Origin of the sequence: Streptoalloteichus hindustanus, from assembly GCF_900129375.1 — a bacterium.
Taxonomy (GTDB): Bacteria; Actinomycetota; Actinomycetes; order Mycobacteriales; family Pseudonocardiaceae; genus Streptoalloteichus; species Streptoalloteichus hindustanus.
The window spans coordinates 590,759-614,476 of record NZ_FQVN01000006.1 but is presented as its reverse complement, the minus strand read 5'-3'; the positions used below and the strand labels follow the sequence as shown (position 1 = coordinate 614,476).

19 protein-coding genes and 1 pseudogene are annotated in these 23,718 nt (G+C 73.4%); 9 read left to right on the top strand and 11 right to left on the bottom strand.

Annotated elements, in window-relative coordinates:
- Positions 1-53: 53 nt before the first annotated feature.
- Entirely contained in the window at positions 54-1,055 is a 1,002-nt protein-coding gene (locus BUE43_RS21625) for a zinc-dependent alcohol dehydrogenase family protein (protein WP_143174282.1), read from the top strand.
- A gap of 101 nt (positions 1,056-1,156) precedes the next feature.
- Here the strand turns inward: BUE43_RS21625 and BUE43_RS21620 are convergent, their stop codons facing one another.
- The 4 genes from BUE43_RS21620 to infC form a co-directional block, all read right to left on the bottom strand.
- Entirely contained in the window at positions 1,157-2,020 is an 864-nt protein-coding gene (locus BUE43_RS21620) for a TrmH family RNA methyltransferase (RefSeq protein WP_073485979.1), read from the bottom strand.
- Entirely contained in the window at positions 2,010-2,381 is a 372-nt protein-coding gene (rplT, locus tag BUE43_RS21615; RefSeq protein WP_073485977.1) for a 50S ribosomal protein L20, read from the bottom strand. The genes BUE43_RS21620 and rplT overlap by 11 nt, the downstream gene beginning before the upstream one ends.
- A 75-nt stretch (positions 2,382-2,456) precedes the next feature.
- Positions 2,457-2,651, bottom strand: a complete 195-nt coding sequence (gene rpmI, locus BUE43_RS21610) for a 50S ribosomal protein L35 (RefSeq protein WP_073485975.1) — start codon at positions 2,649-2,651, stop codon at positions 2,457-2,459.
- Between the two features lie 113 nt (positions 2,652-2,764).
- Positions 2,765-3,328 (bottom strand): translation initiation factor IF-3, encoded by a 564-nt coding sequence (gene infC / locus BUE43_RS21605; protein ID WP_073486219.1) that lies wholly within the window; start codon positions 3,326-3,328, stop codon positions 2,765-2,767.
- Between the two features lie 273 nt (positions 3,329-3,601).
- On the opposite strand from infC, the gene BUE43_RS21600 reads away from it, so the two are divergent.
- Positions 3,602-3,946, top strand: coding sequence for a DUF1844 domain-containing protein (locus tag BUE43_RS21600; RefSeq protein ID WP_073485973.1), 345 nt, complete (start codon positions 3,602-3,604; stop codon positions 3,944-3,946).
- A gap of 124 nt (positions 3,947-4,070) precedes the next feature.
- On the opposite strand, the gene BUE43_RS21595 is transcribed toward BUE43_RS21600, so the two are convergent.
- The 4 genes from BUE43_RS21595 to BUE43_RS21580 all read right to left on the bottom strand — a co-directional run bounded on the left by BUE43_RS21595 (position 4,071) and on the right by BUE43_RS21580 (position 7,067).
- Complete coding sequence (locus tag BUE43_RS21595; protein ID WP_073485971.1) at positions 4,071-4,688, bottom strand: hypothetical protein; 618 nt, start codon at positions 4,686-4,688, stop codon at positions 4,071-4,073.
- Between the two features lie 123 nt (positions 4,689-4,811).
- Entirely contained in the window at positions 4,812-5,204 is a 393-nt protein-coding gene (locus tag BUE43_RS21590; protein WP_073485969.1) for a RidA family protein, read from the bottom strand.
- A gap of 106 nt (positions 5,205-5,310) precedes the next feature.
- The gene (locus BUE43_RS21585; RefSeq protein ID WP_073485967.1) at positions 5,311-6,078 is read right to left on the bottom strand and encodes an IclR family transcriptional regulator; all 768 of its coding nucleotides are present in this window, start codon (positions 6,076-6,078) and stop codon (positions 5,311-5,313) included.
- The gene (locus BUE43_RS21580; protein WP_234995826.1) at positions 6,075-7,067 is read right to left on the bottom strand and encodes a sugar kinase; all 993 of its coding nucleotides are present in this window, start codon (positions 7,065-7,067) and stop codon (positions 6,075-6,077) included. Before BUE43_RS21580 ends, BUE43_RS21585 begins: the two co-directional genes overlap by 4 nt.
- Before the next feature lie 239 nt (positions 7,068-7,306).
- Between BUE43_RS21580 and BUE43_RS21575 the strand changes: the two genes are divergently transcribed.
- From BUE43_RS21575 to BUE43_RS21565, 3 genes are all read left to right on the top strand, one after another.
- Positions 7,307-8,623, top strand: coding sequence for an amino acid deaminase (locus BUE43_RS21575; RefSeq protein ID WP_073485966.1), 1,317 nt, complete (start codon positions 7,307-7,309; stop codon positions 8,621-8,623).
- A 25-nt stretch (positions 8,624-8,648) separates the two neighbouring features.
- On the top strand, positions 8,649-10,232 hold the full coding sequence (locus tag BUE43_RS21570; RefSeq protein ID WP_073485964.1) for an N-acyl-D-amino-acid deacylase family protein: 1,584 nt from the start codon (positions 8,649-8,651) through the stop codon (positions 10,230-10,232).
- 83 nt (positions 10,233-10,315) lie between these two features.
- Positions 10,316-11,716: a GntP family permease gene (locus tag BUE43_RS21565; protein ID WP_073485962.1), complete on the top strand. Its 1,401-nt coding sequence runs from the start codon at positions 10,316-10,318 to the stop codon at positions 11,714-11,716.
- A 455-nt stretch (positions 11,717-12,171) separates the two neighbouring features.
- Here BUE43_RS21565 and uvrA read toward each other — a convergent pair whose 3' ends face one another.
- The gene (gene uvrA / locus BUE43_RS21560; protein ID WP_073485960.1) at positions 12,172-15,054 is read right to left on the bottom strand and encodes an excinuclease ABC subunit UvrA; all 2,883 of its coding nucleotides are present in this window, start codon (positions 15,052-15,054) and stop codon (positions 12,172-12,174) included.
- Positions 15,055-15,463: 409 nt separating this feature from the next.
- On the bottom strand, positions 15,464-16,765 hold the full coding sequence (locus BUE43_RS21555) for an MFS transporter (protein ID WP_073485958.1): 1,302 nt from the start codon (positions 16,763-16,765) through the stop codon (positions 15,464-15,466).
- Positions 16,766-17,052: 287 nt separating this feature from the next.
- On the opposite strand from BUE43_RS21555, the gene BUE43_RS21550 reads away from it, so the two are divergent.
- Positions 17,053-17,844 carry a maleylpyruvate isomerase family mycothiol-dependent enzyme gene (locus BUE43_RS21550; protein ID WP_073485956.1) on the top strand — a complete coding sequence of 264 codons (792 nt, stop codon included), beginning with the start codon at positions 17,053-17,055 and terminating at the stop codon, positions 17,842-17,844.
- 200 nt (positions 17,845-18,044) lie between these two features.
- Here the strand turns inward: BUE43_RS21550 and BUE43_RS21545 are convergent.
- Positions 18,045-19,118: pseudogene (locus BUE43_RS21545) on the bottom strand (acyltransferase family protein); the annotation flags it as partial.
- 601 nt (positions 19,119-19,719) lie between these two features.
- On the opposite strand from BUE43_RS21545, the gene BUE43_RS21540 reads away from it, so the two are divergent.
- The 3 genes from BUE43_RS21540 to BUE43_RS21530 all read left to right on the top strand — a co-directional run bounded on the left by BUE43_RS21540 (position 19,720) and on the right by BUE43_RS21530 (position 23,683).
- The gene (locus BUE43_RS21540) at positions 19,720-20,397 is read left to right on the top strand and encodes an MBL fold metallo-hydrolase (protein WP_073485952.1); all 678 of its coding nucleotides are present in this window, start codon (positions 19,720-19,722) and stop codon (positions 20,395-20,397) included.
- 145 nt (positions 20,398-20,542) lie between these two features.
- Complete coding sequence (locus BUE43_RS35285; protein WP_073485950.1) at positions 20,543-21,088, top strand: helix-turn-helix domain-containing protein; 546 nt, start codon at positions 20,543-20,545, stop codon at positions 21,086-21,088.
- Positions 21,089-21,517: 429 nt separating this feature from the next.
- Entirely contained in the window at positions 21,518-23,683 is a 2,166-nt protein-coding gene (locus BUE43_RS21530; protein ID WP_083959899.1) for a DNA methyltransferase family protein, read from the top strand.
- Positions 23,684-23,718: the final 35 nt, after the last annotated feature.

Genomic DNA, 23,718 nt, shown 5'->3' with positions numbered 1-23,718 from the left:
CCCGCGGTCTCGCGCTGCCGGACGGCGGCCGACGGCGTTGGATGGAGCCCGTGATGCGGGCGTGGTCGGTCCGCCGGCCCGGGCCGGCGCGCGGGTGGCCGATGGTGCTGGAGCGGCGGCCGGTGCCGACACCGGCCGCCGACGAGCTGCTGGTGCGGGTGCGCGCGTGCGGGGTGTGCCGGACCGACCTGCACGTGGCCGAGGGCGACCTCCCGGTGCACCGGCCGGGCGTGGTGCCCGGGCACGAGGCCGTCGGGGAGGTCGTGGCGCTCGGCAGCGCCGTGACCGGCTTCGCCCCCGGGGACCGGGTCGGCATCGCCTGGCTGCGCGGGACGTGCGGGGAGTGCCGGTACTGCCTGACCGGGCGGGAGAACCTGTGTCCCTACTCGGTCTACACCGGATGGGATGACGACGGTGGCTACGCGGAGTTCACCACCGTGCCCGCGGAGTTCGCCTACCACCTGCCCGAGGGCTACCCGGACGAGAAGCTGGCCCCGCTGTTGTGCGCCGGGATCATCGGCTACCGCGCCCTGCGGCGCACGGAGCTGCCGAGGGGCGGACGGCTCGGGATCTACGGCTTCGGGGCCAGCGCGCACCTCACCGCGCAGGTGGCGCTCGCCACCGGCGCGCTCGTGCACGTGTTCACCCGCTCGCCGCGCGCCCGGGAGCTCGCGCTGGAGCTGGGGGCGGCCTCGGCGGGCCCGCCGACGGGCCGGCCGCCCGAGCCGCTCGACGCGGCGATCCTGTTCGCCCCGGCGGGCGAGCTGGTGCCGCCCGCGTTGGCGGCGCTGGACTGGGGCGGCGTGTTGGTGGTGGCCGGCATCCACCTGACCGACATCGCCCGGTTGAACTACCAACGCCACCTCTACGGGGAGCGCACCGTGCGCAGCGTCACCGCCAACACCCGGGAGGACGGACAGGAGTTCCTGCGCCTCGCCGCCCGACACCCGCTCCAGGTCCACACCACGGCCTACGACCTCGGCGCCGCCGACCACGCGCTCGCCGACCTCGCGGGCGACCGCGTCACCGGCGCCGCCGTCCTGGTCGCGGGCTGACCACGGGCTGACCACGGGTTCGACCACCGAGGACTTCTCCCCACAACGCCGGACGGCACGAGGGATGCCCTCGTGCCGTCCGGTGGGTGGAACCGTGGTGGTCAGCCCCGTCGCTGGGCGCGGGCGCTGGTGTAGAGGCAGACCGCGGCGGCGGTGGCGAGGTTGAGGCTCTCGGCGGCGCCGTACAGCGGCACCCGCACCGCCTCGTCGACCGCGGCCAGCACCTCGCCCGGCAGGCCGTGCGCCTCGCTGCCGAAGACCCAGGCCGTCGGGCGCACCAGGTCGCCGAACTCCTCGGCGGCGTCCAGGTCCGTCTCGGCGTGGCCGTCGGCGGCGACCAGCCGCAGCCCGGCCGCGCGGCACGCGTCGAACACCGCGTCGACCTCGCGGCCGCGCGCGACGGGCAGGTGGAACAGGCTGCCGGTGGTGGCGCGCACGCACTTGCCGTTGTGCGGGTCGACGGCGTCGCCGGCGAAGATCACCGCGTCCGCGCCGGCGGCGTCGGCCACCCGCAGCACGGTGCCGGCGTTGCCGGGGTCGGACACCCCGACCAGCACGGCGACCAGTCGGGGCTGGCCGGCCAACGCGGTCGCGAGGCGCACGTCGACCGGGTCGCAGACGGCCACCAGGCCCTGCGGGGTGACGGTCTCGGACAGCCCGGCCGCGGCCCGCTCGGTCACGGTGCTGACCGGGACGCCGGCCTGCCGCGCGGCGGTCAGCAGCTCGGGGTGGCGCCCGGCGGCCTCGTCGGTGGCGAACAGCTCGTGCACGCGTCCCCGGCCGGCGCCGGCCCAGGCCAACGCCTCGCGGACGGCCTGGGCGCCCTCGGCGAGGAAGCGCTCCGCCCGGTCCCTGCCGGCGCGGCGGGTCAGGTGCCGAGCGGCGACGACCCGGGGCGTCCGCTCGGTGAACGGAGCGTCCCCGGGTCGTCCGGCACGCTGGTCGCGGCTCAACTCAGGCCGCATCCCCGGTGGCCAGGTTCTGGCGGGCCAGCTCGGCCAGCGCGGTGAACGCGGCCGGGTCGTTGACGGCCAGCTCGGCGAGGATCTTGCGGTCGACCTCGACGCCGGCGGCCTTCAGGCCCTGGATGAACCGGTTGTAGGTGATGCCGTTCTGCCGCGCGGCGGCGTTGATCCGGGTGATCCACAGCTGGCGGAAGTCACCCTTGCGGGCACGGCGGTCCCGGTAGGCGTAGTTGAGCGAGTGGAGCATCTGCTCCTTGGCCTTGCGGTACAGCCGGGAGCGCTGCCCCCGGTAGCCGCTGGCCAGCTCCAGCACAGTGCGGCGCTTCTTCTGGGCGTTGACCGCCCGCTTGACGCGTGCCACGGGTCCGTCCTGTCGTTGTCTCGGGGGCGACGATCAGCCGCCCTGGCGGTGGAAGGTCTGGAGGGCCTTCGGCCGTCAGCGGCCGAGCAGCTTCTTGACGCGCGAGACGTCCTGCTTGGCCAGGGTGTCGGTGCCGGCAAGGCGCCGGGTGCGGGTCGTCGGCTTGTGCTCGAGCAGGTGCCGGCGGTTCGCGCGCTCGTGCTGCAGCTTGCCCTTGCCGCTCACCTTGATGCGCTTGGACATCCCGCTGTGCGTCTTGTTCTTCGGCATTCGTCGTCCTCGTCGGTTCGGGGGCCCGGCCCCGTCGGACGGCCGCCCGCGGGCACGGGTGGTCCGGCGGGGCCTGGTCGGCCCGGTGGGGGGTGAGCCGGGGTGGGCCCGGCTCACTCCTCCCTGGTGTCCTCGGCGCTGGCCGCCGCCTTCGAGCGCGGCTTCACGTTCTTGTGCGGCGCGAGCACCATGATCATGTTTCGACCGTCCTGCTTGGGCGCGGCCTCGACGAACCCCAGCTCGGCGACGTCGTCGGCGAGCCGCTGCAGGAGCCGGAAACCGAGCTCCGGCCTGGACTGCTCGCGGCCCCGGAACATGATCGTCACCTTGACCTTGTTCCCATGCTCGAGGAAGCGGGCCACGGCCTTCTTCTTCGTCTCGTAGTCATGGGTGTCGATCTTGGGGCGGAGCTTCTGCTCCTTGATCACGGTGAGCTGCTGGTTCCGGCGGGCCTCGCGGGCCTTCTGCGCGCTCTCGTACTTGAACTTGCCGTAGTCCATGAGCTTGCAGACCGGCGGGCGCGCCTGCGGGGCGACCTCAACGAGGTCGAGGTCCGCTTCCTGGGCAAGCCGGAGCGCGTCCTCGATGCGGACGATCCCGACCTGCTCACCCTGCGGTCCGACGAGACGGACCTCCGGGACCCGGATGCGGTCGTTGATGCGCGGCTCGGAGCTGATGGGGCCTCCTCGGTTCGGTCGGTGCTGCGGTGGGACCCGTTCCCGCGGAAAGACGAGAGCCCCGGCGCCTCTTGGCGCGCGGGGCCCGCTTCCGACCGTTCGACCCGCCGCCGGATGGCGCGCGCGTCGACCATCACCAGTGTGATCACCGGTGGTGGACCGGACCCGGCCACCTGATCCGGCGGCTCGGGTGGGAGCGGGGGCTCCACTTGGCCGCCCCCGACTACACGGGGGCTGGTCGCTCGTGACAGGGTAGCAGCCGTGTCCGAGTCCATGCGAACCGAGTCCGACCAGCAACCCGTTCGGGAGCTCGCCGAGGTGCCGAGCGTCGAGGTCATCAGCAAGGCGGCCGTGATGCTGCTGTCCGCCGCCGCGGAGAAGCTGGGCCTGGCCGACGAGGACCCGGACTCCAGCGAGCGCCGGGACCTCGACGAGGCACGCCGGGTGATCACCGCCCTGGCCGGCCTGGTCACCGCCTCCGCCGAGTACCTGGGGCCGCACGCCGGGCCGCTGCGCGAGGGCCTCCAGGCCGTGCAGCGCGCCTTCCGCGAGGCGTCCCCGGTCCCGGACGAGCCGGGCAAGGGCCCCGGCGAGAAGTACACCGGCCCGGTCTACTGACCGACCTCGACCCCGACGCGCCACCACCGACGAACACCGGTCCCCCTCCGGCGGAGAACACCCCTTCTCCGCCGGAGGGGGACTTCGTCTCTCCGGGCCGGGCTCCGGGCGCCGGCGCGCGAGATCAGGGCGAACCACCCGGACGGCGGCGCAGCCCCAGCTCGTCGAGCTGGGTCTGGGCGAGCGCGGCGATCGCCACCGGGTCGCCGGCCCGCCACGCGGTCGCCGGGTCGACGCCGTACCGCGCGAGTTGGGCGGCGGGCAGGCGGGTCAACGCGCGCAGCGCGAGCAGGTCCTCGAAACCGCCCTGGTCGGCGAGCCGGCGCACCACCGCGGCCTCCCGCGCGTAGCGCAGGCGCGCGGGCAGCCAGACCATGAGCAGCATCAGCACGGGCACCACGATCACCACGACGGCGAGCCAGGTGCCGGTCCGCTCCACCGCGGCGGCCTGGTTGTGCCCGGCCAGGACCAGCCGGGTCCCCGCCGTCTCGCCGCGGCCGAACGCCGCGGCCAGCGACTCCCCGAGCAGCGGCACCCGCGCCGCGTGCTCGGCGGCGGCGCCGAACGCCCCCTGCAGGCCGGCGCCGGCGTCGGCCATCCGGTCGCCGGGGCCGCGCAGCCGCAGCACGTCGTCCCGCAACCGCAGCGCCAGCACCACCCAGAGCACGATCCAGGCCAGGGCGAACACGTCCGCCGCGAGCTGGCGCGCCCGACGGGCCGGGGCGTCGGCGTACCACTTCATCGGGCCTCCCCACGATCACCGCGTGGGTCGACCGTACGGGCTCCGGCCCCGCGCCGGCAGGCGGGAACGGCCGAACCGCCCGACTCGTGGCGCGCGGTCGGGCGGTTCGGCGTCAGGGGCGGCTCAGGCGGTCGGCTCGCCCACCACGGCGAGGGCGTCGATCTCCACGAGCAGCCCCTCCGGCAGCCCCACGTAGACCGTGGTGCGGGCCGGGTAGGGCTCGGCGACGAACTCGCCGTAGGCCTCGTTCATCTCGGCGAAGTGCGCGGTGTCGGTCAGGTAGACGCGCAGCATCACCACGTCGTCCATGCTCGCGCCGGCCGCGGCCAGCACCGCGTTGACGTTGCGCAGGGCCTGCCGGGTCTGCTCCGCCACGGTGTCCCCGACGACCGCGCCGGACGCCGGGTCGAAGGCGACCTGGCCCGCCACCTGCAGGATGTTGCCCTTGCGCACCCCCTGGGTGAACTTGGCGACCGGCGTCGGGGCGTCGGCGGTGCGGATCTCGGTCTTGGCCATCAGTCGTCCTTCCTCGTCCTGATCAAACCGTGCTGATCGAACCGTGCTGATCGAACCGTGCTCGTCGAACAACTGTGCTCGTCGAACAACTGTGCTCGTCGAACAACTAGGTGCCCGGGGTGCGGCCCGGGCTCGGGGTCCAGCCGCACTCGACGGAGGCGGCCTCCGCGGTGCGCGCCAGGTCGGGCAGCAGGCCCATCAGGCCCTCGAAGTCGAGCAGCATCTGCGGCACCGACAGGGAGACCGCGGCGAGCACCCGACCGCCCGCTCCCCGGATCGGCGCGCCGAGGCAGTGGATGAAGTCCTCGTGCTCGGCGTTGTCGACGGCGTACCCCTGCTCGCGGACCCGGTCCAGCTCGGCGAGGTAGCGCTCCGGATCGGTGATCGTGTTCTCGGTGAGCCTCGGGTACTCCAGCGAGGCCGCGATCGCCCGGCGCTCGGCCACGGGCAGCGCCGCCACCAGCACCTTCGCCACGGCCGTGCAGTGCAGGGCCGCCCGGCGGCCGATCCGGGAGTACATCCGCACCGGGTGTCGGCTGTCGTACTTGTCGATGTAGACGACCTCGCCGTCCTCGTAGCTGGCGAGGTGGACGGTGTGCCCGGTGCGGGCGTTGAGCGCGCGCAGGTGGGGCTCGACCACCCGCCGCACGTCGCGTTCCTCCAGCGCCTGGTTGGCGAGGTCGAACATGGCGGTGCCGAGGCGGTAGTGCCGGACGTCGTCGCGCTGCACGAAGCGGTGGGACTCCAACGTGCGGAGCAGGCGCAGCGCCGTGGACTTGTGCACGCCGAGCGTCACGGCGAGCTGGTCGAGGGTGCGCGGGCCGCCGGCCAGCTCGGCGAGCATGGTCAACGCCCGGTCGAGGCTCTGGCTCATCGCGGCGCCACCCCCTCCCGGGTGACACGGGCGGCGGCCCAGGTCGCGGCGTCGGCGGCGAGCAGGGCGGCGACGCGGTCGGCGGGCAGCGGGTCGCCGACGTCCTCGCGGCTGCACAGGGTGGCGGCGGCGAGCAGGTGGCCGGCGCGCAGGCGGTGGGCGGGTTCCGCCCCGGCGAGCGTGGCGGCGAGGAAGCCGGCGGCGAAGGCGTCCCCGGCTCCGACGGGTTCCACGACGTCCACCGCGAGCGCGGGCTGGAAGACCGCGGTGCCCCCCTCGACGAGGGTCGCGCCGCGCGCGCCCTGCTTGACGACCACGGTGGTCGGGGCGGGCAGCAGCGCGCGCACCCGGTCGGGGTCACCGGTCCCCCACAGCGCCTCGGCCTCGTCCTCCCCCACGAACACGACGTCGGCGGCGTTGGCCAGTTCGGTCAGCACGCGCGCATCCTGGTCGCGCCACAGCACCGGACGCCAGTTGACGTCGAACGACACCAGGGGGGACGACCGACGCCGGCCCGGGTCCATCGCGGTCCGCAGCAGCGCCCGGCAGCTCGGGGACAACGCGGCGGTGATGCCGGTGAGGTGCACCAACCGGGCGGTCGTGAGGTCGAGGGTGGCGAGGAAGTCGGGGCCGAGCGCGGACGCCGCCGACCCGCTGCGGTAGTACCGCATCCGGCTACCGCCGGCGTCGGGCTCCTTCACGTAGAGGCCGGTGGGGCGCTCGGGGTCGACCCGCACGGCGGCGACGTCGACGCCGGAGGCGCGCAGGTGGTCGAGCACGGCGCGGCCGAGGTCGTCCTCGCCCACCGCCCCGACCCACCGGACGGGCAGGCCCGCCCTGGCGAGGTGGCGGGCCACGTTGGACTCGGCGCCCCCGATCGTGAGCAGGTAGCGCCCGGGCTCCTCGGCGTCCGGGACGAACACCGCCAGCGACTCGCCGAGGCAGACCACGTCGCCCGTCGCGTTCCCATCGGGGACGGCGTCCTCCACCACCGCACTCCCCACTGCGGCGTTCCCCGAGGCGTTCCCCGCGGCGTTCCGAGGGCGGGAACGTTCCCGGGGGTCGACCCTGTCCCTGTCCACACCGGACTGCCCCATGTGTCCCCTTCCGTGCACGGCCCACCACCGGGCGCGACACCGTTGACCGGGCGGCGGCGGGAATGCTACACACCCCCGCATCACATCTTGCAACTGCCGTTGCACATGCTGCAACAGAGCGGAGGTGGGCGGTGCGTCCGGCCAACATCGACCGGGCCGCGGTCGCGGCCATCGGGTCCGAGCGGGTCGACTGGCACTTCAAGGGAATGCCCTCGTGGGCGTTCGGCGCCACCCTCGGGGAGGTGGCCGCCCGCCGACCCCGCCTCTTCACCGACGGGTTCGTCGGCCCGCTCGTCGTGATCGACAAGCCGGCGCTGGAGCACAACCTCCGGACGATGGCCGAGTGGTGTGCCCGGCACGGTCTCGCGCTGGCCCCGCACGGCAAGACCACCATGGCGCCGCAGTTGTTCGCCGCCCAGCTCGACGCGGGCGCGTGGGCGATCACCGTGGCCACCCCCAGTCAGCTGCGCGTGTGTCGCGCGTTCGGGGTCAGCCGGATCGTGCTGGCCAACGAGCTGGTCGAGGCGCCGGCGGTGCGCTGGGTCGCCGACGAGCTGGACCGCGACGCGGACTTCGAGTTCGTCTGCTGGGTGGACTCGGCGCGCGGCGTGGAGCTGATGACGGAGGCGCTCGCGGGGCGGACCCCCGGCCGCCCGGTGGACGTCGCGGTCGAGCTGGGGGCGGCCGGGGGGCGCACCGGCGTGCGGGAGCTGGCCGAGGGGCTCGCCGTCGCCGAGGCGGTCGCGGCCAGCCCGGCGCTGCGACTCGTCGGCGTCGCCGGCTACGAGGGGGCCGTCGCCCACGAGGCCACCCCGGACGCTCTGTCCACTGTGGACGAGTATCTGGGCCGGCTGCGGGAGCTCGTGGTCCTGCTCGCCGGGGCCGGCCACCTCGCCGGCCTGGAGCGGGTGTTCGTCTCCGCCGGCGGCAGCTCGTACTTCGACCAGGTGGCGGCCGCGTTCACCGCACCGTGGCCGGCCGGGATCGAGGTGCTCCCGGTCGTCCGCAGCGGCGCCTACCTCACGCACGACGACGGCCTGTACCGGCGGTTGTCCCCGTTCGGCCGGGCCCACGCGCTCGCCGGCGACGAGCCGCCGTTCCGCCCCGCGCTGCGGGCGTGGGCGCAGGTCCTCTCGCGCCCGGAGCCGGGGCTGGCCCTGCTCCCCCTCGGCCGCAGGGACGCCTCCTTCGACCAGGACCTGCCCGAGCCGCAGGTGCTGCGCCGCGCCGGCGGCGGGCCGGAGCGGCCGCTGGCCGGGTGCCGGGTCACCGCCCTCGCCGACCAGCACGCGTTCCTGGAGGTGGGGCCGGACGTCGAGCTGGCCGTCGGCGACTGGGTGGGATTCGGCCTGTCGCACCCCTGCACGGTCTTCGACAAGTGGCCGCTCCTCCCGGTCGTCGACGCGGACGGCGAGACCGTCGTCGACCTCGTCCGGACCTACTTCTGACCAGCGGCTGGACGGGGAGGCACAGGTGGACATCGTCTTCAGGGGCGCGACGGTCGTCGACGGAACCGGGGCGCCGGCGGTGCGCGCCGACGTCGGGGTGGCGGACGGTCGGATCGCCGCGATCGAGAGCGACCGGCGGCTCGGCGGCCGCAGGGTGGTGGACGCCGACGGGCTGGCGCTGGCGCCCGGCTTCATCGACATGCACTCCCACTCCGACCTCCAGCTCCTCGCCAACCCCGACCACCTGGCGAAGGTGTCGCAGGGCGTGACGCTGGAGGTGCTGGGCCAGGACGGGCTGTCCTACGCGCCGGTGGACGACGACGTGCTCACCCAGCTCCGCACCCAGCTCGCCGGGTGGAACGACGACCCGCCGGGGTTCGACTGGGACTGGCGCACGGTCGGCGAGTACCTGGACCGGCTCGACCGGGGCGTGGCCGTGAACGCGGCCTACCTCGTGCCGCAGGGAACGCTGCGGATGATGTGCGTGGGCTGGGAGGCCCGGCCGGCCACCGAGGACGAGCTGGACGCGATGCGCCGGCTGCTCGCCGAGGGGCTGGCCCAGGGCGCGGTCGGCATGTCCTCGGGCCTGACCTACACCCCGGGGATGTACGCCGACACCGCCGAGCTGGTCGCGCTGTGCGAGGTGGTCGCGGCCCACGAAGGTTTCTACAGCCCGCACCACCGCAGCTACGGGGCGGGCGCGCTGGCGGCCTACGCCGAGATGGTCGACGTGGCACTGCGCTCCGGCTGCGCGCTGCACCTCGCCCACGCCACGATGAACTTCCCGGTCAACGCGGGGCGCGCCGGCGAACTCCTGTCCCTTGTGGACAGTGCGATGGCCAGGGGGTGCGACATCACGCTGGACACCTACCCGTACCTCCCCGGCGCCACCTACCTGTCCGCGCTGCTGCCGAGCTGGGTGTCCGAGGGCGGCGTGGACGCCGCGCTGGCCCGGCTGACCGACGCGGCGACCCGGGAGCGGATCAGGCACGAGCTGGAGGAGGTCGGCTCGGACGGCTGCCACGGCGTCCCGGTGGACTGGGACACGATCGAGGTCAACGGCGTGCGCCGGGCCGAGAACACCGGCCTGGTCGGGCTGACCGTGGCCGAGGCCGCGCGCCGGGCCGGACGCGCGCCCGCCGAGCTGTACTTCGACGTGCTGGTCGCCGAGCGCCTGGGCACGTCGTGCCTGATGCACGTGGGCCACGAGGACAACGTCCGGACGATCATGCGGCACCCGGCGCACACCGTGGGCAGCGACGGCCTGCTGGTCGGCGACCGCCCGCACCCCCGCGCGTGGGGGACCTTCCCGCGATACCTCGGCCGCTACGTGCGCGAACTGGGCGTGCTGACCCTGGAGGAGTGCGTCGCGCGCATGACCGGCCGGCCGGCGCGGCGGCTGCGGCTGCGCGACCGGGGGCTGGTGCGGGTGGGCCACGCGGCCGACCTCGTGCTGTTCGACCCCGACGCGGTCCTGGACACCGCCACCTTCGACGAGCCGAGGCAGCCCGCCGTCGGCATCCGGCACGTGCTGGTCAACGGGGTGCCCGTGATCGACGACGGCCGACCGACCGGCGCGCTGCCCGGTCGCTCGATCCGCCGCGGCTGACCCGCCTCCCGCCTCCCGCTCCCCACCCGCCCACCGCCGGCATACCGGCGGTGGGCGCGGACACCCCTACCTGGAGGACATTCGTGGCCGCACTCCTGCAGTGGTTGCGGCAGGACACGGCCGGGCTGCTGACTCTGTCCGCGCTCGGCATCGCCCTGCTGCTATTCCTGATCATCAGAGTCAAGACCGAGCCGTTCATCGCGTTGCTGCTGGCCGGTCTGCTCGTCGCGCTGGGCGCCGGCCTGCCGGTGGAGCGGATCGTCGGCTCGGCGCAGAGCGGCAAGGAGTCGCTACTGGAGGGCGGCTTCGGCGGCATCCTCGGGCACGTCACCGTGATCATCGGGTTGGGCACGCTGCTCGGCGCCGTGCTGGAGGCCTCCGGCGGCGCCGAGGTGCTCACCCGCCGCCTCCTCGGCGCGTTCGGGGAGCGCCGCGCCCCGCTGGCCATGGGCCTGTCCGGCCTCGTCTTCGGCATCCCAGTGTTCTTCGACATCGGCATCTTCGTGCTCGCGCCCCTGGTCTACGTGGCGGCGCGGCGCAGCGGCCGGTCGATCCTGCTGTACTGCCTGCCGCTGCTGGCCGGCCTGTCCGTCACGCACGCGTTCCTGCCGCCGCACCCCGGCCCCGTCGCGCTGGCCGGCCTGCTCAAGGTCGACATGGGCTGGATCATCATCATGGGCCTGGCCTGCGGCATCCCCGCCTGGCTGGTCGGCGGCGTCCTCTTCTCCTCCTGGATCGGCAGGCGGCTGCACCTGCCGGTGCCCGAGGAGGTGGGCGCGGCCGACGCCGACGCCCGGACGGACGGGCGGCCCGAGCCCCCGCTCGCCCTGGTCGGCACGATCATCGGCATCCCGCTGGTGCTGATCCTGGGCGCCACCTTCGGCGGCATGCTGCTGCCCAGGGGATCGGCGGCGCTCGGCGTGCTGACCTTCCTCGGCACGCCGGCGGTCGCGCTCACCATCGCGGTGCTGCTGGCGATCTGGCTGCTCGGCCTGCGGCGCGGCATGACCAGGGCGGAGATCGGCCAGCTCACCGCCGCCTCGCTGCGCCCGGTGGGCATGCTCCTGCTCGTCGTCGGCGCGGGCGGGTTCTTCGGCGCGGTGCTGGCCGCCACCGGCGTGGGCAAGGCGCTGGCCGGCGCGTTGTCCTCGGCCGGACTGCCGCTGATCGTGCTCGCCTACGTCATCAGCTGCGCGCTGCGCGTCGCCCAGGGCTCGGCCACGGTGGCGATCGTGACGACCGGCGGCATCGTCGCGCCGCTGCTGGCCGGTGGCCAGTACACGCAGCCCCAGCTGGCCCTGGTCGCGGTGGCCATCACCGCCGGCTCGATCATCGCCTCGCACGTCAACGACGGCGGGTTCTGGATCGTCTCGCGGTACTTCGGCATCCCGGTCAAGGACACGCTGCGCACCTGGACGGTCCTGGAGACGATCCTGTCCGTCGTCGGCTTCGCCGTCGCGGGCCTGCTCAGCCTCGTGATCTGACCGCCCGGTCGCCTGCCTGACCGCAACCACGGGCGGCGGGCTCCAGCCGTCGGCCGGGCACCCGCTCGACGACGTTCCCGCCTGCTCCCGCGACAGCCCCCACCCGTCCCGGGGGGCGAGCCCCGCTCCAGCCTATCGGCCGACGATCAGCCCGACCAAGAGCACATCGCCGAGCTGTGGACAACTGGGCCGCCTGTGGACAACTCGGCCGTTACCAGCGATAACAAGTTGCGCGCCCCGGCGCCGAGCGTCCGAGCAAATCCCTCCGCACACGGGGATTCACGGGCTCGCGGAGGGGACAGCGGACACGACCAAGTCGCCGCCGGCACCGGCCGAATCGCTCCATGGAGCGAACTTCGCCCTCCCCATCCGACAGCAGCAGACATCACCAAACCACGGAGGGTGTCTGTCCCTAGTGGACGGACACCCTCCGTGGTTCGTGGTCAGGCGAGCGGTCAGGCGGAGGCCGACTCCAGCTCCGCCGCGTCCAGCAGCGGCCGCAGGAACCGCCCGGTGTGGCTGTCCTCGTCCGCCGCGATCACCTCGGGCGTGCCCTCGGCGACCACCGTGCCGCCCCCGGAGCCGCCCTCCGGCCCCATGTCGACGATCCAGTCCGCCGTCTTGATGACGTCGAGGTTGTGCTCGATGACGATCACGGTGTTGCCCTTGTCCACCAAGCCGTTGATCACGCCGAGCAGCTTGCGGATGTCCTCGAAGTGCAGACCGGTCGTGGGCTCGTCCAGGATGTAGACGGTCTTGCCGGTCGAGCGCTTCTGCAGCTCGCTGGCGAGCTTCACCCGCTGCGCCTCGCCGCCGGACAGCGTCGGCGCCGGCTGGCCCAGCCGGACGTAGCCCAGGCCGACGTCGACCAGGGTCCGCAGGTGGCGGTGGATGGCGTTGATCGGCTGGAAGAACTCCGCCGCCTCCTCGATCGGCATGTCGAGGACCTCGGCGATCGTCTTGCCCTTGTAGTGCACCTCCAGGGTCTCCCGGTTGTACCGGGCCCCCTTGCACACCTCGCACGGCACGTAGACGTCCGGCAGGAAGTTCATCTCGATCTTGATCGTGCCGTCGCCGGCGCACGCCTCGCAGCGCCCGCCCTTGACGTTGAACGAGAACCGGCCGGGCTGGTAGCCCCGCACCTTCGCCTCGGTCGTGGCCGCGAAGAGCTTGCGGATGTGGTCGAACACGCCGGTGTAGGTGGCCGGGTTGGACCGGGGCGTGCGCCCGATCGGCGACTGGTCCACCTGCACCAGCTTGTCCACGTGCTCCAGGCCCTTGACCCTGGTGTGCCGGCCGGGGACCTGGCGCGCGCCGTTGAGCTTGTTCGCCAGCACGGTGGCCAGGATGTCGTTGACCAGCGTCGACTTGCCCGACCCCGAGACGCCGGTCACCGCGACCAGGCAGCCCAGCGGGAACGACACCTCGACGGACCGCAGGTTGTGCTCGCGCGCGCCCACCACCGTGAGCTGCCGCTTGCGGTCGACCGGCCGCCGGGTGTCGGGCACCGCGATGCGCTTGCGCCCGGACAGGTACGCGCCGGTCAGCGAGCTGGTGTGGGAGAGCAGCCCCTCGACCGGACCGCTGTGCACCACCCGGCCGCCGTGCTCGCCGGCGCCGGGGCCGATGTCGACCACCCAGTCGGAGGCGCGGATGGTGTCCTCGTCGTGCTCGACCACGATCAGCGTGTTGCCGAGGTCGCGCAGGCGGGTGAGCGTCTCGATGAGCCGGTGGTTGTCCCGCTGGTGCAGGCCGATCGACGGCTCGTCGAGCACGTAGAGCACGCCCACCAGCCCGGAGCCGATCTGCGTCGCCAGCCGGATGCGCTGCGCCTCACCGCCGGACAGGGTGCCGGCCGCGCGGTCCAGCGACAGGTAGTCCAGGCCCACGTCGAGCAGGAAGCCCAGGCGCGCCTGCACCTCCTTGAGCACCCTGGCGGCGATCATCCGCTCCCGCTGGCCCAGCGCGAGGCCGGACAGGAAGTCGGCGCAGTCCCGCACGCTCATCGCGCAGACCTCGGCGATGGAGCGCTCGCCCAGCTCGCCGTGCTCCAGGGTGACGGCGAGGATCTCCGGCTTGAGCCGGGTGCCCTGGCAGGCCGGGCAGGGCACCTCCCGCATGTAGCCCTCGTACTTCTCGCGCATGTACTCGGACTCGGTCTGGTCCAGCCGGCGCTCGAGGAACGGGATGACGCCCTCGAAGTTCGCGTAGTACGCGCGCTCGCGGCCGTACCGATTGCGGTAGCGGACGTGCACCTGCTCGTTGACGCCGTGCAGGACGGCCTTCTGGACCTTGGCCGGCAGCCGCCGCCACGGCACGTCCATCCGGAAGCCGATCGTCTCGGCCAGCGCCTCCAGCAGGCGGAGGAAGTACTCGGCGCTCTGGCCGCCGGCCCACGGCGCGATCGCGCCGTCGGCCAGGGATAGCTCGTCGTCCGGCACGACCAGCTCGGGGTCGACCTCCTTGCGCACGCCGATGCCGGTGCACTCGGGGCAGGCCCCGTACGGGGAGTTGAAGGAGAACGAGCGCGGCTCCAGCTCGTCGATCGCCAGCGGGTGGCCGTTGGGGCAGGCCATGCGCTCGGAGAACCCGCGCTCGCGGTGCGGGTCGTCCTCCGGCAGGTCGACGAACTCCAGCACGACCAGCCCGTCGGCCAGCCGCAGCGCGGTCTCCACCGAGTCGGTGAGCCGCTGCTTGGCGCTCCGCTTGACGGTGAGCCGGTCGACGACCACCGCGATGTGGTGCTTCTCCTGCTTCTTCAGCTTCGGCGGCTCGGTCAGCGGGTGGACCTCGCCGTCGACCCGGACGCGGGAGAAGCCCTGCGTCTGGAGCTGCTCGAACAGGTCGACGTACTCGCCCTTGCGGCCGCGCACGACCGGGGCGAGCACCTGGAACCGGGTGCCCTCCGCCATGGCGAGCACCTGGTCGACGATCTGCTGCGGCGTCTGCCGGCTGATCGGCTCGCCGCAGGTCGGGCAGTGCGGCTTGCCGGCGCGCGCGTAGAGCAGCCGGAGGTAGTCGTAGACCTCGGTGATGGTGCCGACCGTCGAGCGCGGGTTGCGCGAGGTCGACTTCTGGTCGATGGAGACCGCCGGCGACAGGCCCTCGATGAAGTCCACGTCGGGCTTGTCCATCTGGCCGAGGAACTGCCTGGCGTAGGCCGAGAGCGACTCGACGTACCGTCGCTGCCCCTCGGCGAAGATCGTGTCGAAGGCCAGGCTGGACTTCCCCGACCCGGACAGCCCGGTGAAGACGATCAGGCTGTCCCGCGGCAGCTCCAGGTCCACGCCGCGGAGGTTGTGCTCTCGGGCACCGCGAACGACGAGTCGGTCGGCCACTGGGGCGGGTCCCTTCGGATCAGGTCCGTGCGGAGATGGCGGGTGTGCGTGGTGGTCGTGCTCTCGGTCGGTACGGACCGGAGCCTGCCCGCGACTCGCCTCGGACGAGCCGAGACGCGCCGTGAACGAGCTCTGCCGAGCACCGCCGGGTGTCCGTCCTCGCGCTCGTCCAGCGCTGGACGAGCAGGCCCGACCCGACGGCGCCGAACCGAACGGTGCCGAGCGGGGTCGGCTGGCCCGACCGGCGCCGCCACCGACTCGCCCGGTGCTCGTGGCACCTGACGTGCGTCGATGTGCGTTGGTGTGCGCGCCGGCCGAACCGCACAGGACGGCCGCCGACCACTGTAGGCCCGCCCACCGACAACAACCGGCGAGGTGGGTCGTTCTGTTCCGCCGCGGACCGCCCGGGTCAGCCCTCGTCCGCCCGGACGAGATCCGCGTCCCGGGTCTCCTTACCCCTCAGGTACACGACCAGGCTCAGCAGGCACAGGAGTCCCAGGTACCAGGGGTACCAACCGCTCCTCCCCTGTGCGGTGAGCCACTCCACGATGTAGGGGGCGGTGCCGCCGAACAACGCCACCGTGAGGGCGTAGGGCAGGCCGACGCCGGCCGCCCGCACCTCGGTGGGGAACAGCTCGGCCATCGCCGCCGGGGCGACCGCGCCGTAGCAGGAGAAGAGCACCAGCCCCGCCGTCATGGCCGCGAACAGCGACCACGCGGACGAGGTGAGCAGGGCGAACAGCGGGACGACGAGCACGACGAACCCGGCGGCGAAGGCGATCAGCAGCGGGCGCCGGCCCACCCGGTCGGACAACGCGCCGAGCAGCGGCAGGACCACGATCATGACCAGCTGCGCGGCCACCGAGGCCCACAACGCCGACGACGTCGGCACCGCGTGCTCCTTCTGCGCGTAGTTCGGCAGGTAGACCGCGAAGGTGTAGTAGGCGGTGGTGGCGCCCACCGTGAACCCGACCACCCGCAGCGCGCCGAGCGGGTGCTTCCGCAGCAGCTCCAACGTGGGCCGGGCCACCCGGCGCCGCTGCCCCTCGGTGTACGCCTCGGTCTCCTCCAGCGTGCGGCGCAGGTACAGGCCGTAGACGCCGAGCAGCGCGCCCACCGCGAACGGGATGCGCCACGCCCACTCGGCCACCGCGGCCTTGCCGAGGGTGCTGGTCAGCACCGTCGCCAGCAGGGTCGCCGCGATCGTGCCGAGCGTGGTGCTCAGGTAGAGGAAGCTCGCGTAGAAGCCGCGCCGGCCCGGCGGCGCCAGCTCGGCCAGGTAGGTCGAGGACGCGGCGAACTCGCCGCCGGTCGACAGGCCCTGCGCGACCCGCGCGAGCAGCAACAGCACCGGAGCCAGCAGGCCGACCTGCTCGTAGGTGGGGCTCACCGCGATCAGCAGGCTGCCGCCGGCCATCAGCACCACCGACAGGGTCAGGCCGGCGCGGCGGCCCCTGCGGTCGGCGAAGGCGGCGAGCAGCGCGCCGCCCAGCGGCCGGAAGAAGAACCCGACCGCGAAGATCGCCAGCGCGCTGAGCACGGCCGTCGCGCTGCTGCCCTTGGCGAAGAACTGCGGGGCGAAGAACGTCGAGAAGATCGCGAAGCTGTTCCAGTCGAACCACTCCAGGGCGTTGCCGATCGACGCCGCGACCAGCCCCTTCCGCCGGGTCCGACTCCGCTCCGCCCGTGTCTCGGGCACCGTGCTGGTCACTGTCGCCTCCGCTGTTCGCGCTCCCCCCAGGAGGCAGAGCTAACCCCACGGAACTGACGGGTTCCACGGCCCGGGGTATTCGTTCCACGAGGTGGGACACGTGCGCCACTGGCCGACCGGGCGCGCACGCTGCGTCATCGCCGACGGCCCGTCCTGGGCAAAACCAGTGGTCGGCAGCGGTTCAGCGGCCCCGATCGGGTCTATCGGGGGGTCGCTCGTCGCACTTACCCTGTTCCCTACCGCACGCGCTCACGCCACCCGCTCACCCCACCTCCAGGAGGGGCGCCATGTCCGCAGCGGAGACGCGACCGGACCTCCGGTCCCTGGCCCTCGCCCGGTCCGCGGCCGCCGCCCAGGCCGCCGGCCGGGCCACCGCCGGACTGACCGCCCTGGACCAGGCCACCGACCGCCTCCTCGACGTCGTCGACGGGATGGACGAGACCACGGCGCACGGCCCCAGCCTGTGCCCCGGCTGGACCAGGGCCCACGCCATCACCCACCTGGCGCGCAACGCCGACGCGCTGGTCAACCTGCTCACCTGGGCCAGAACCGGGGTCGAGCACCAGATGTACGCGAGCCGCGCCGACCGGGACGCCGACATCGAGGAGGGGGCGGCCCGCCACTGGCGGCTGCTGGCCGAGGACGTGCGCGCGGCGTGTGAGCGGTTCGCGGCCGCGGCGGCCCGGCTCCCGGAGGACGCCTGGCGCGCCGAGGTGATCGGCGGCCGGGGCCGTCCGATCATGGCCTACGACATCCCGTGGATGCGGTTGCGCGAGGTGTGGGTGCACCTGGTCGACCTCGACCGCGGCGTGGGGTTCGGCGACATCCCCGACGGCCACCTGGAGCCGTTGCTGGACGACGCGGTCGTGCAGTTCCGCGGGCGGTCGGACGTGCCGCCGATGCGGCTGCACGTCGACCTTCCCGACGGGGGTCAGCGGGTGTGGGAACTGGCCCCCTCCGCCAGCGGCACGCCCACCTCGATCAGGGGCCGCGCGGCCAGCGTGCTCGCCTGGCTGACCGGGCGCGGCGACGGGATGGCGCTGGCCGGCGAGCTGCCCGAGCTGCCGCCCTGGATCTGATCCCCTGGCCGCGACGCGGTCGGGAGCCGGCCGAGGCCGGCGCTGATCCGCAACGCCCAGCGGAGCCGGAGCGCCAGGGCCAGCCGGATGCCCCAGCCCGCGCGCAGGCCGACGGCCCGCCCGGCGTGGGCCAGCCGGTCGCCGACCCGGCCGGTGAGCCACCGGTGCGCGGGCCGTTCCACGAGCGCGGTCAGCAGCCAGCCCAGCAGGACGGCCGTGGCCACGGTCGCGGCGAGCCGGGACCACGGTCCGACGCCGTGGTCGAGCAGCACCCTGGCCACCAGGTAGCCGATCTCCTGGTTGAGCAGGTAGACCCCGTAGGAGATGCCGGACAGGAAGGCGACCGGCCGGCCGAGGAACCGCGCGAAGGGCCAGTCGGGTCCGGCGGCGGCGAGGCAGACCAGCCCGAGCACCACCCCGACCGCGACCGTGGACGGCCGGTCGTCGGTCTGCACCTCGTGGCCGACCAGCACGGCGCCCACGAGCGCTGACAGGTGCCAGCCGCGAAGCCGGCGGCGGCTCCACAGCCAGATGCCGACACCCGCGGCGAACAGGTGGGCGCGGTAGAGGCCGAGCCCGTCGTAGACCGACCGGACGAGCTGGCTCGCGTCGTCGGTGCGCCACAGGAGCCGCAGCGCCATCGGCACGACGACGAGGGCCCACAGGGTGAGGGGCGCGCGCCAGCCCCGCATCCAGCGGATCGGCCACAGCACGGCGGCGCTGGTGAACGCGAGCAGTTGCACCGGCAGCGTCCAGTACGAGCCGTCGACGTAGTGCACGTCCGGCCACCACGCCTGGGCCAGCAGCAGGTTGCCGACGAGGTCGCCCGTGGTCGGTCGGTACCAGTCCGGCACCGCCACGAGGACGACGAGCAGGTAGGTCAGCACGACGGCGACCAGGTACGGCGGCAGCAGCCGGCTGACCCGGTTCCACCACCAGCGCAGCGGTCGGTCCCGGCGCACCGTGCAGCACACGAAGAACGCCGAGATGACGAGCAGGGTCGCGGCGCCGGCCTGCACGGAGAACGTGAACGGCGCCGGTCCCAGCTCGGGGTGGCTGACCGGTCCCTGGTGGGTGGCGTGTTGCACGACGACGGCGAGGACCGCGACCACACGGAGGAGGTCCCAGCTCGTGCGCCGGTGCGAACGGGGTCGGGGGCGGGGGGCCGCCCCGGGTGGCGGGGCTTCGGGGGACGAGGCCTCGCCGGGTGAGGTGTCGGCGGGTGGGGTGTCGGGGGACGGTGGAACCTGGGGGGAACGCTGTTCGGGGAGCAAGGTGAGGGGCGGGTTTTCCGGACGGGAACCGGCGACGTGGCCGATTCGGGGTCGGCACGGGGGCGCCCACCGCGTCCACCTCGGAAGCGCGCACGCCGGAACAGGTCACGCGGGGGGCGTGACCGGAAGGGGACGGCGGCCCCAGGGGGGAGGCCGCCGAAGCGGGGAACGGTCGGTTCCCCGCCGACGTGGAACTCGCGGGGTGGGTTCGCGGACGGCGTGGACCCGGTGGGTTCCGGCCGGTCGGGGGCACGGCCCTCGGGGTGGGGTCGTGCGCGGTCGGAGCCCTGCGGACGGGGCGCCACGGCTGTCGCCGTCGAGCCCCGCGTCCATCGCCGTCACTGGTGGGGGTCTGGGGTGGGGGTTCGGGTGGAATCTGCGCTCGGGTGGGTGGTTCCTCGCGTCGCCGGAGTCCGGCTCGGGGGTGACGCGGGTGACGACCACTCCACCCGACTCGGTGTCTCGCCCTCCTGAAGTCAAGATCCTTTGTGGTCAGCCTAGGGGGCCGACCTGAAGGCGAGCTGAGAACTCCCGGTCACCTCGATGAGAGATCGCGGGGCCGCCCCGCCCCGGCGGCGCGCGGGGGACTACGGTCGCCCCCGTGGAGGTTCTCGACGACTACACCGGCCACGTCGAGCCCGGCGGCCCCGCCGCCCGGCGCACGCTGGCGGAGCTGACCATCAGCAAGATCTCGGTCGGTCCGATGGACAACAACGCCTACCTCCTGGTCTGCCGGCGCAGCCGGGAGGCCCTGCTGGTGGACGCGGCCAACGACCCGGAGCGGCTGTCCGACCTCATCGGGCACGACGCGGACCGGCCGCAGCTCACCACGATCGTGACCACCCACCAGCACGGCGACCACTGGCAGGCGCTGGGCGCCGTGGCCGGCGCGAACGGGGCGGACACCGTCGCCCACCCGGCCGACGCCGACGCGCTGCCGGTGCCCCCGGACCAGCTCGTCGAGCACGGCGACGTCGTGCGGTTCGGCGAGTGCGAGCTGGAGGTGATCCACCTGCGCGGCCACACCCCCGGCTCGATCGCCCTGCTCTACCGCGACCCGCACGGCCACCCGCACCTGTTCACCGGCGACTCGCTGTTCCCCGGCGGCGTCGGCAAGACCACCAGCCCCGAGGCCTTCTCCTCCCTCATCGACGACGTCGAGCACCGCCTCTTCGACGTCCTCCCGGACGACACCTGGTTCTACCCAGGCCACGGCGACGACTCCACCCTCGGCGCCCAACGCCCCCACCTCCCCGAATGGCGCCAACGCGGCTGGTGAGTTGAGGATCTTCCCGGACGGGGCCGCCTGATCCGACAGGCGGCCCCGTCTGCTGTCGCAGCAGCACGACGGCGCCTCGATCGGACGCAGGAGGTCCGACCGTGCGCACGTCGTGCCGCAGTTCCCGCCAGCCGGCGGTGCTGCCGTGAGCATCGAGGCGATCAACTGGGCGCTCAACCACGCCCCCATCCCCACCGACCGCAAGGACGCCTCCGCCCTGGCGATCACCCTGATCGCCCTGGCCAACCACGCCGGCCCGGACGGCACCGAGGCGTTCCCGTCGGTCGAACGGTTGACCACCTACACCCGGCTGTCCCGCCGCACCGTCCAGCGCGCTCCGCTCCCTGGAAGAGCTGGGCCTGATCCGCAAGGGCACCCCGCGCTACCGCGACGCCCGGATCGAGCACGCCGACCACCGCCCCAGGTCTACGACCTGGTCCTGAGCGCGGGCATGTCCACCGGCTCGGCACCGGGGCGTCAGGATGACGCGCCGCTGACCAGCTCGGGGCGTCAACAGAGCTGGAACGGGGGCGTCAAGCACGACCGGACGGGGCGTCAGCATGACGCCCAAAACGTCCGTCAACCGTCCACGAACCCGCCCCGCACCGAGCGCACCCAACGGGCGCTCGGCAAAGCCACCGGAGTGCAGCCAGTGCGACGCCCGACCGGGCGGCCCTGCCGATCGCCTTGATCTCCTCCATGCGCTCGGCTATCGCCGTGTCGAGATGTTCCACGATCTTCCGCAGCTCATGGCCCTCCTCGACCTCTTCCTCAAGTCAGGCCACCGCTTTGGCCAGATCACCCATCTGTTCCCCTGTCTCGTCTGGGCAGTCGCCCCGTCCCATCAGAGGTGTAGCTATGGCAAGGCTGTCCGGTCCGCTGGCATCTAGCCACGGGGTCGGGCTACCTCTGGATCACGTCGGCAGCCATTGTCAAGCAACCAACAGACAGGAGGATAGTTCATCTTGATAACCCGGGTTATCAGCTAAATCCCGCAATGAAGGCCGCGATCCTCGTATCGTTCTGCGGCGTCGGTCGAGGAGCCGCTGCCTGTGGCAGAAGCTCGACCCGCGGTCGGGTCGGCTGGTGCGACGTGAGAGGGACGAGGGAGGGGCATACCGTGGTCATCGGTCCGCCGGACACGGCGCTACGCATCCAGGCCCCCATCCTGGTGTCGATGTCGGAAATCGCCGCGTTCGCCCGGGTGAAGCGTCCCGTCGTGTCCACCTGGCGCCGCCGTTACCCGGATTTCCCCGCCGCCGTGTCCGAGCGCTCGGGCAGGCCGCTGTTCGACGGTGCCCAGGTGGCCGATTGGCTGATCGCCTCGGGCCTGGGCAACGCTACCCCGGCGGAACTCCGCTCCGAGCTGGCTCTCTTCGGCATCGTCGCGCTGCGGGAGCGGTTCACGCCGTGGCAGCTGATCGAGACACTGGGAAGCCTTCTGTGTCTGCGCAGGCTTGACGGCCGACCGCTGACCGAGGGCCCAGGCGGCCTCCCCAGCAGCGCCGAAGCGGACGAGGCACTGTGGTCCGCCGTCCTGCGCCGCGCCGAGCGGATCGACGCCGAGGACGATTTCCTCCTCCGGGAACTGCGCTCCCTCGACGCCACCGCGACCCCGCTCGCTCGCCTCACCGAGGATCTGATCGAGGCCGCCTACGATGAGCACGGCGCATACGAGTGGCTGCTCGCGGCCCGCTCCCGGCTCGGACTGGACTCCCTCGCCGCTGACGCCGTCGACCCAGAACTGCGCCGCCTGCTCACCCAGCTCGCCGACCTCCGCATCCGGCTGGAGCACGGCGAGTCCCTCACCCTCGCCGACCCGCACGCCCGCGCCGGCGACCTGCTCGCCTCGCTCCTCGACGACACGGAGGACCGCGAACACATCACCGTCCTGGCCGCCGACCCCGACGAGCGGCTGGCCCGCATCACCCGTCGCCGCCTCCTTCTCGCCGGTGTCAGCGAACTCGACCTCGACGTCCAGACCGGCCCTGACCTGGAGGAGCGCCTCGCTGATCCGGACCTCGTCGTCACCCAGCTCCCCTACCGCCCTGGCGAGAAGCGCTCCGTGCTCGCCGCCCTGGCGGAGGTCGAGCGCGTCGCCGACCTTCTTCGCCCCGGCCGCACCGCCCTCGTCCTGGGCCCGGCCGACGCGCTCATGGACGAGCTCAAGGACACCGAGGCGGCCCAGCTCCGCTCGGCCCTCCTGCGCGGCAACGTCGTCGAGTCCGTCATCGCGCTTCCCGGCGGCGTCGTGCCCTTCCGCCCCGGTTACCGCCCCGCGCTGTGGACACTCACCCGCGATCCCGTCCCCGAGGCGGAGGGCAAGGTTTTACTGGCCGACATCAGTGCCGAGCAGCTCACGGCGGAGGTGCGCGTGCGGCTCGCCGAGGACGTCCTCCTCTGGCGGGCGGAAGGTTTCCGGGAGCTCGACGGCCACGACCCGCGCTACGGTCACGCGGTTCCCGTCGCCGTCCTGGAGCGAACCTTCGGCGGCCCGCTGATCCCGCCCGCGCCGCCCGCCGCTGTGATCTGGTCCGACAAGGTCGCGGAGCGCCCGGCCCTGATCGCCGAGGCGGAGGCGCGCCTGGAACGGGCGGCGGCCGATACCCGCACGTACCAGGACGAGCACGGCCCCTATCGGGGAGGCGTGCTGCGCCGCGTGGGACGCCTCCCCCGGCGCACCACCCTCGGCAAGTTGATCGCCGAACGCAGGGTGGCCCGGCTGCCGGGCCACCGCTTTGACGACCGGCACCTCACGTCGAACGGCCACCACGTCGTCCTGGGGCCCGAGGAGATCACGGGCGCACGGCCCGTCGGCACGCGCCGCATCGACCGGCTGGTCCTGGCCGGCGAATACGACCAGGTGGCGCTCACCGAGCCCGGTGACATCGCCTACACACTCGCGCCCCGCCTCGGCCTGTACGTCGATCACGACGGCTTCTCGGTGGTCGCCTTCCCGGCCCGCGTCCTGCGCGTGAACCCCGACGGCGCCCGCCCGTTGACTCCGCAGGTCCTGGCAGCCCTGCTGAGTGCTGCCCCCAGCACCGCCCGCAGCCCCGGCGCGGTGCGCCCCGCCCGCCGCATTGAGGACTACCAGTTCCCCGACCTCGACCCGGACGAGGTGCGGCGCTTCGACGCCTTGCTGGCCGAGACCGAACGCCGGGAACGCCTGCTGCGCGCCCAGAGCGATGCCCTCGCCGAGGCCCGCGGCTTGACGATCGCCGGGCTGGCAGACGGCACGCTCACCCTTGCCGATCCGCCCACCCGCACCGTCAACCGCACGTAGCCCATCCACCGATTAGGCCCATCCACCCATCAACA